The sequence below is a fragment of the Micromonospora sp. NPDC048843 genome, assembly GCF_040649965.1.
Lineage (GTDB): Bacteria > Actinomycetota > Actinomycetes > Mycobacteriales > Micromonosporaceae > Micromonospora > Micromonospora hortensis.
Window position 1 is genome coordinate 1 of sequence record NZ_JBEZGJ010000266.1, and the last position, 6,988, is coordinate 6,988.

Here is a 6,988-nt window from a genome sequence, read left to right on the forward strand (position 1 = left end):
ATCGACCGGCGCAGCTACCAAGCCACCACCAGTATCGACATCGTCATCCCCGACCCTTGACGACCACACCAACCACTTAACTGAACGGCGTTGGGTCTAGCTCTGGGTGCCGATCACCGCACTTCTCGCCCCGACGGCCGCCTGAGCAGCCGCGCATCCCAGGCATGAGTCGGAACGCCTTTGGAGCTGAATCGTTGACGACATCAGCGTCTGACTCGTTCGCGACATCAGCTCCAAAGGCACCGCAGCACAGCCCAAAAGGGGGCCTGCGTCGCACGCAGACCCCCTTCGCGTACGTCGATCACGGCTCGAACTTGTAGCCCAGACCCCGCACCGTCACGATGAAGCGCGGCGCGGACGGCTCCGGCTCGATCTTGGAGCGCAGCCGCTTGACGTGCACGTCCAGCGTCTTGGTGTCACCGACGTAGTCGGCGCCCCAGACCCGGTCGATGAGCTGGCCGCGGGTCAGCACCCGGCCCGCGTTGCGCAGGAGCAGCTCCAGCAGCTCGAATTCCTTCAGCGGCAGCTGCACGGCCCCGCCGTCGACGGTCACCACGTGCCGCTCGATGTCCATCCGCACCGGCCCGGCGGCCAGCGTCGGCGCACCCGCCTCGGCCACCTCCGGGCTCTGCCGGCGCAGCACCGCCCGGATCCGGGCGACCAGTTCCCGCGGCGAGTACGGCTTCGTGACGTAGTCGTCGGCGCCGATCTCCAGCCCGACCACCTTGTCGATCTCGCTGTCCCGGGCGGTGACCATGATGATCGGCACGGCGGAGCGCTGCCGCAACTGCCGGCAGACCTCGGTCCCGGACATCTCGGGCAACATCAGGTCGAGCAGCACGATGTCGGCGCCGGTCCGGTCGAACTCGGTGAGGGCGTCGGTGCCGGTCGCGGCGACCGATACCTCAAAGCCCTCCTTACGGAGCATGTACGACAAGGCGTCGGAGAACGACTCCTCGTCCTCGACCACCAGAACGCGGCTCAACGGGGATTTCCTTTCCATTTGCTGTCAGACCTGCCGTAGCCCAGTCGGACCGGACTCGATCCCAACCGGCGGCAGTGTCGCCAGGAGGTCGTCCGGTGGACTGGCGGGCAGCCGGAGGGTGAACGTCGATCCACCACCAAGAGTGCTCGACACCTCGACCCGTCCGCCATGGTTGCTCGCAATGTGTTTCACGATCGCCAGGCCGAGCCCGGTGCCGCCGGTGGCACGCGAGCGGGCCTGGTCGGCCCGGTAGAACCGCTCGAAGATCCGGTCCACGTCGGTGGGGGCGATACCGATGCCCTGGTCAGCGACGGCGACCTCGACGTGCTCGTCGTCGCCGCGGAGGGTCACCCGCACCGTGGTGTCCTCGCCCGAGTAGTTGATGGCGTTCTCCACCAGGTTCGCCACCGCCGTGGCGAGTTGGGAGTCGCTGCCGTAGGCGGTGAGACCGCGCGCCCCGTCCACCGCCACCGCGACACCCCGGGCGGAGGCAGTGGTGCGGGTCCGGTCGACCACCTCGGCGATCACCCAGTCCAGCGCGACCGGCTCCGGTGGCGGCTGCGGCTCTGCCCCCTGCAACCGGGTCAACTCCAGCAACTCCTGCACCAGCCGACCCAGCCGGGTCGACTCGTGCTGGATCCGTTCGGCGAACCGGCGGGCGGCAACCAGGTCCTCGGAGAGGTCGGGCGCTGCGGCGTCGGCCGGCTCGGTCGCGTCAAGCAGCGCCTCGGCGAGCAGTTGCAGGGCCCCGATCGGGGTCTTCAGCTCGTGGCTCACGTTGGCCACGAAGTCGCGTCGTACCCGGGTCAGCCGGTGCGACTCGGTCACGTCGACCGCCTCGACGGCGATGAAGCCGTTGCCGAGACCCATCGCCCGCAGGTGCACGCCGAGCGGGTTCTCCCCCGCACTGTCGCGACCTCGGGGCAGGTCCAGCTCGATCTCGCGTCGTACGCCGGTGCGTCGCACCTGGCCGGCAAGGGTACGGATCAGCGGGTGCGCGGCGATTGAGCCGGGAGTGCTGCCGGTACGCAGCAGCCCCATCGCGCGGGCGGCCGGGTTGATCAGCACGGGGACGTCGTCGTTGTCCAGAACCACGACACCGGCCCGGAGTGAGTCGATCGTCCGGCGGCCGAGCCCGGCCTGCTGCTCGTCGGCTATCGCGGGCCTCCCCCTGCTCCAGCGGAAGCTGACGCTCCCCGTCGACGTGGAGTGACCGTCCCGCCTCGGCAGGAACCGGGGCAGCAGCAGACCGGCGGCCATCCCGGCCACCAACGCCAGGGCCACCACGACCGCCACCGCCCACTCCACCCGGCGATCGTAGGGTCATTGTTAACCTGGCTACCACACAGAACGGGACGAACTACCCTCACTTACGGAAGTGTTCACCCCCACGTCTGGCGTCGTTCACCCTGGTTCATCCGGGATCCGTCCGCGCGCCCTACCGTTGGCGTCGCACCTGCTCAACCCCCTGCGCCGGCACCCGTCGGCGGCGACCGACCACAGGACGTGATGATGCGCGACGAGTTCCGGGCCGACCTCCAGATCGTCAGCCAACTGCTGGTGGACATGGCGGAGGGCGTCCGCGCCGCCATGCGCCAGGCCACCCGGGCCCTGCTCACCGCCGACCGGCAGGCCGCCGAGACGGTCATCGAGCGGGACGCCGAGATCGACGACCTCTACCGGCACGTCGAGGAGCGGGTCTGTGACCTGCTCGCCCGACAGGCGCCGGTCGCCTCCGACCTCCGGGCGATGATCACCGCGCTGCACGTGGCCGCTGATCTGGAGCGGATGGGCGACCTCGCCGAGCACGTGGCGAAGACAGCGCTGCGCCGGCACCCCTCCCCCGCCGTCCCGGCCGAGCTGCGGACGGTCTTCACCGAGATGTCCGAGATCGCCGACCGGATGGCCGTGAAGATCGGTTCGGTGCTGGCGAAGCCCGACGCCGACCTCGCCGGCGAGCTGGACCGCGACGACGACGCCATGGACGAGCTGCACAAGAACCTGTTCGCCGTGCTGCTCGGTGACGACTGGCCGTACGGGGTGGAGACGGCGATCGACGCCACCCTGCTGGGCCGCTTCTACGAGCGCTTCGCCGACCACGCGGTCAACGCCGGCGAGCACGTGATCTACCTGATCACCGGGGAGAGCGCGCCCAGCAGTAACTGACCGGCACGAAAAGGGGCCCCTCGCCATCGCTGTCCGCGATGACGAGAGGCCCCTTTCTGGTGGCTCAGCGCCCCTGGTTGGCCACCGCCGCGGCGGCTGCCTTCGCAGCGGTCGGGTCGAGGTAGGTGCCGCCCAGGGTGAGCGGACGCAGCTGCGGGTCGAGGTCGTAGCGCAGCGGGATGCCCGTCGGGATGTTCAGCTTGGCGATCGCCTCGTCGGAGATCTGGTCGAGGTGCTTGACGAGGGCGCGCAGCGAGTTGCCGTGCGCGGCCACCAGCACCGTCCGGCCGGCCAGGATGTCCGGCACGATCGAGTCGTACCAGTAGGGCAGCATCCGGTCGACGACGTCCTTGAGGCACTCGGTGCGCGGCATCAGCTCGGTCGGCAGCAGCGCATAGCGCGGGTCACCCACCTGCGACCACTCGTCGTTGTCGTCGATGGGAGGCGGTGGCGTGTCGTACGACCGGCGCCAGAGCATGAACTGCTCCTCGCCGTACTCGTCGAGGGTCTGCTTCTTGTTCTTGCCCTGCAGGGCGCCGTAGTGGCGTTCGTTGAGCCGCCACGACCGGCGCACGGCGATCCAGTGCCGGTCGGCGGCGTTGAGCGCCAGCTCGGCGGTGCGGATCGCACGGCGCATCACGCTGGTGTGCACGACGTCGGGCAGCAGGCTGTGCTCGCGCATCAACTCGCCGCCGCGCCGCGCCTCGCCCTCGCCCTTCTCGGTCAGGTCGACGTCCACCCAGCCGGTGAAGAGGTTCTTGGCATTCCAGTCGCTCTCACCGTGTCGCAGCAGGACCAGCGTCCCGACGGTGGGCCCTTCGCTCGCAGTCATGCGGATCATCCTGCCTCAACCGCCCGACGGACACGCGGGCAGCCGTCGTGACGACCACCACGTGAAAAAGCTGATGACCAGCGGATCCGGCCGCCATTAGGGTTGTAAGGCACGCCAGTCTCATCGGTCATTACTTGCAAGCGGGGCGCCATATGCGGACGATGCGGAGTTGGTTCCGGGACACCACCGGCGGCCTACCGACCACCTTCTGGTACCTGTGGTCGGGCACCCTGATCAACCGACTCGGCTCGTTCGTCCTGGTCTTCCTCGCCATCTACCTGACCCAGGAACGCGGCTTCTCGGCCTCGCAGGCCGGTCTGGTGATCGGCCTCTGGGGTGTCGGCGGGGCGTTCGGCACCACCGCCGGCGGCACCCTCGCCGACCGGTGGGGCCGCCGGCCGACGCTGCTGACCGCCCACGTGGGCGCGGCGGCCATGATGCTCGGGCTCGGGCTGGCCCGGGATCTCTGGGCGGTGGCGCTGGGCGCGCTGCTGCTCGGAATGTTCGCCGAGGCGGCACGGCCCGCGTTCGGGGCGATGATGATCGACGTGGTGCCGGCGAAGGACCGGCTGCGCGCCTTCTCGCTCAACTACTGGGCGATCAACCTCGGTTTCGCCTGCGCCGCCGTCCTCGCCGGACTCGCCGCCCAGGCCGACTACCTGCTGCTGTTCGTGGTCGACGCGGCCACCATGCTGATCACCGCCCTGATCATCTTCAGCAAGGTGCCGGAGACCCGACAGGCCGGCCCCGCCACCGCCGTCACGGCAGCGGCGGCTCCGCGCGGCGCCCTGCGCACGATCCTCACCGACCGGGTCTACCTCGGCTTCGTGGCACTCAACCTGTTCGCCGCGCTGGTGTTCCTCCAGCACATCTCGATGCTGCCGATCGCGATGGGCGACGACGGTCTGAGCCCCGCCACCTACGGCTCGGTGATCGCGCTCAACGGCATCCTCATCGTGGTCGGCCAACTCTTCGTGCCCCGGCTGATCCGGGGTCGGAGCCGCTCACACGTGCTCGCGCTGGCGTCCGTGGTGATGGGCGTGGGGTTCGGACTGACCGCGTTCGCCGGCACCCCCTGGTTCTACGGGCTGACAGTGCTGATCTGGACGGTCGGCGAGATGCTGAACTCGCCCTCCAACTCCACGCTGATCGCCGAGTTGTCCCCGGCCGAACTGCGCGGTCGGTACCAGGGCGTGTTCTCCCTCTCGTGGCAGATCGCCGGGGCCAGCGCGCCGATCCTCGGTGGCCTGGTGCGCGAGCACGCCGGCAACGACACCCTCTGGTACGGCTGTGCCGCGCTCGGCCTCCTGACCGCTGTGGCCCACCTGGTGTCGGGGCCGGCCCGGGAACGGCGTGCGACAGCGCTGCGCCGCTCCGGCGAGGCACTGGCACCGACGACCACCTCCCGTGCCCCACAGCCCGCCGAGGCGTAATGAGTGGCGCGGCGGTGCCGGAGTTCCTACTGTGCAGTGGAAACAGTTAACAACCTGAACTGTCGGGAGGTCGGGTGCACGCCCTGCGGCGCTGGTGGCACGACACCGCAGGCGGACTACCCGCCACCTTCTGGTACCTCTGGGCCGGCCTGCTGATCAACCGGGCCGGCGCGTTCGCCATGCTGTTCCTCTCGCTCTACCTCACCGACGTACGCGGCGCGAGCGAAGGGCTGGCCGGCACTGTGGTCGGCGCGTACGGGGCCGGCGGGGCGGCCGGAGTGCTGCTCGGCGGGGTGCTCGCCGACCGGTGGGGACGCCGGGCGACCCTGCTCGCCGCACACCTGGCCACTGTCGGCCTGATGGTGGCGCTCGCCTTCACCCGACCCCTGCTGCTGATCGCTGTGCTCTCCGCGCTGATCGGCGTGGTCCACTCGATGCCCAGCCCGGCGTTCGTGGCGGCGATCGTCGACGTGGTGCCCGCCGAGCGCCGCTCGCGCGCGTTCAACCTTCAGTTCTGGGCGTTCAACCTGGGCATGGCGGTCGCCTCGCTGCTCGCCGGGGTCCTGGCCGAGGCGAGCTTCACCGCACTGTTCCTGGTAGACGCGGGCGCCACACTGACCGCCGCAGCCGTGATCGCCTGGAAAGTGCCCGAAACCCTGCGGTTGGCCCGACCGGCGGCCGACCCCCCGCCCGCCACAGGCGCGGCACCGAAGTCCGTCCGGGCCCGCCGGCCGGGACTGCACACCGCGCTCACCGACCGCACCTTCCTGGTCTTCGTCGGGCTCACCTTCGTGCTGGCCGTACTCACCATGCAGACGTCGACCATCATGCCGCTGGCCATGCGCGCGGACGGCCTGGGCCCGTCGGCGTACGGGCTGGTGGTGGCGCTCGGCGGCGCGCTGATCGTGGTCGGGCAGTTGTTCGTACCCCGGCTGATCGACAAGCACCGCAAGGACGTCGTGCTGGCCGCCTCCACGGCGCTGCTCGCGCTCGGTTTCGGGGCGCTAGCCATCGCCGACGAACTGGCCATCTACCTGGGTGCCGCGGTGATCTGGACGGTCGGCTCGATGCTCGCCGCCCCGCCCAACGCGCAGATCAACGCGGACCTGGCGCCACCGCAGCTCCGAGCGCGCTACCAGTCGGTCTTCTACCTGACGTTCCCCGCGGCGGCGTTCGTCGCGCCCACCCTCGGCGGGGTAAGCCTCCAGCACCTCGGCGACCGGCACTGGCTGATCGTGGGCGGGCTGGGTCTGCTGGCCGCGCTCGGGCACCTGCTCGCCGGACCATCCCGGGAGCGGCACGTCGCCGCGCTGCGCCGGGTCGTCGAAGCGAAGCCGACGACCCCCGTGGACCGCGTACCGACCGGATAACCGACGCAAAGCGCCCACCACGACCCTGAGGTCGTGGTGGGCGCTCGCCGGCGGGGCCGGCGGCGGCGGGCAACACTCACCCCCGTAAGCATCGCCCGCTCACGCCGCCGGTCCAAACAGGTGGGAACCGTCCCCCAACGGTTATTCCACCCGTCCCCTCGCGCCTCGTCTGGTGCGCGGATCTGATCGATCCGCCGCTCCC

6 protein-coding genes are annotated in these 6,988 nt (G+C 70.2%); 3 read left to right on the top strand and 3 right to left on the bottom strand.

The genetic code is table 11. The annotated features are described in order from the left end of the window. Window positions 1–301: 301 nt before the first annotated feature. Window positions 302–985: a response regulator transcription factor gene (locus AB0C20_RS34015; protein ID WP_030329696.1), complete on the bottom strand. Its 684-nt coding sequence runs from the start codon at window positions 983–985 to the stop codon at window positions 302–304. A gap of 24 nt (window positions 986–1,009) precedes the next feature. Further along, entirely contained in the window at window positions 1,010–2,293 is a 1,284-nt protein-coding gene (locus AB0C20_RS34020) for an ATP-binding protein (RefSeq protein WP_357183896.1), read from the bottom strand. Between the two features lie 204 nt (window positions 2,294–2,497). Between AB0C20_RS34020 and phoU the strand changes: the two genes are divergently transcribed. Next, window positions 2,498–3,151 (top strand): phosphate signaling complex protein PhoU, encoded by a 654-nt coding sequence (gene phoU / locus AB0C20_RS34025; RefSeq protein ID WP_091403559.1) that lies wholly within the window; start codon window positions 2,498–2,500, stop codon window positions 3,149–3,151. A gap of 64 nt (window positions 3,152–3,215) precedes the next feature. On the opposite strand, the gene AB0C20_RS34030 is transcribed toward phoU, so the two are convergent. After that, window positions 3,216–3,983, bottom strand: a complete 768-nt coding sequence (locus tag AB0C20_RS34030; RefSeq protein ID WP_091403562.1) for a phosphoglyceromutase — start codon at window positions 3,981–3,983, stop codon at window positions 3,216–3,218. Between the two features lie 152 nt (window positions 3,984–4,135). On the opposite strand from AB0C20_RS34030, the gene AB0C20_RS34035 reads away from it, so the two are divergent. Next, complete coding sequence (locus tag AB0C20_RS34035) at window positions 4,136–5,416, top strand: MFS transporter (protein WP_357569543.1); 1,281 nt, start codon at window positions 4,136–4,138, stop codon at window positions 5,414–5,416. Window positions 5,417–5,490: 74 nt separating this feature from the next. Continuing rightward, window positions 5,491–6,786 (top strand): MFS transporter, encoded by a 1,296-nt coding sequence (locus AB0C20_RS34040; protein ID WP_357569544.1) that lies wholly within the window; start codon window positions 5,491–5,493, stop codon window positions 6,784–6,786. The last annotated feature ends 202 nt before the right edge of the window (window positions 6,787–6,988 follow it).

Coding starts and splice junctions, on each gene's coding strand:
- phoU (WP_091403559.1), top strand. CDS start 2,498: ATGCGCGACGAGTTCCGGGCCGACCTCCAGATCGTCAGCCAACTGCTG.
- AB0C20_RS34030 (WP_091403562.1), bottom strand. CDS start 3,983: ATGACTGCGAGCGAAGGGCCCACCGTCGGGACGCTGGTCCTGCTGCGA.
- AB0C20_RS34035 (WP_357569543.1), top strand. CDS start 4,136: ATGCGGACGATGCGGAGTTGGTTCCGGGACACCACCGGCGGCCTACCG.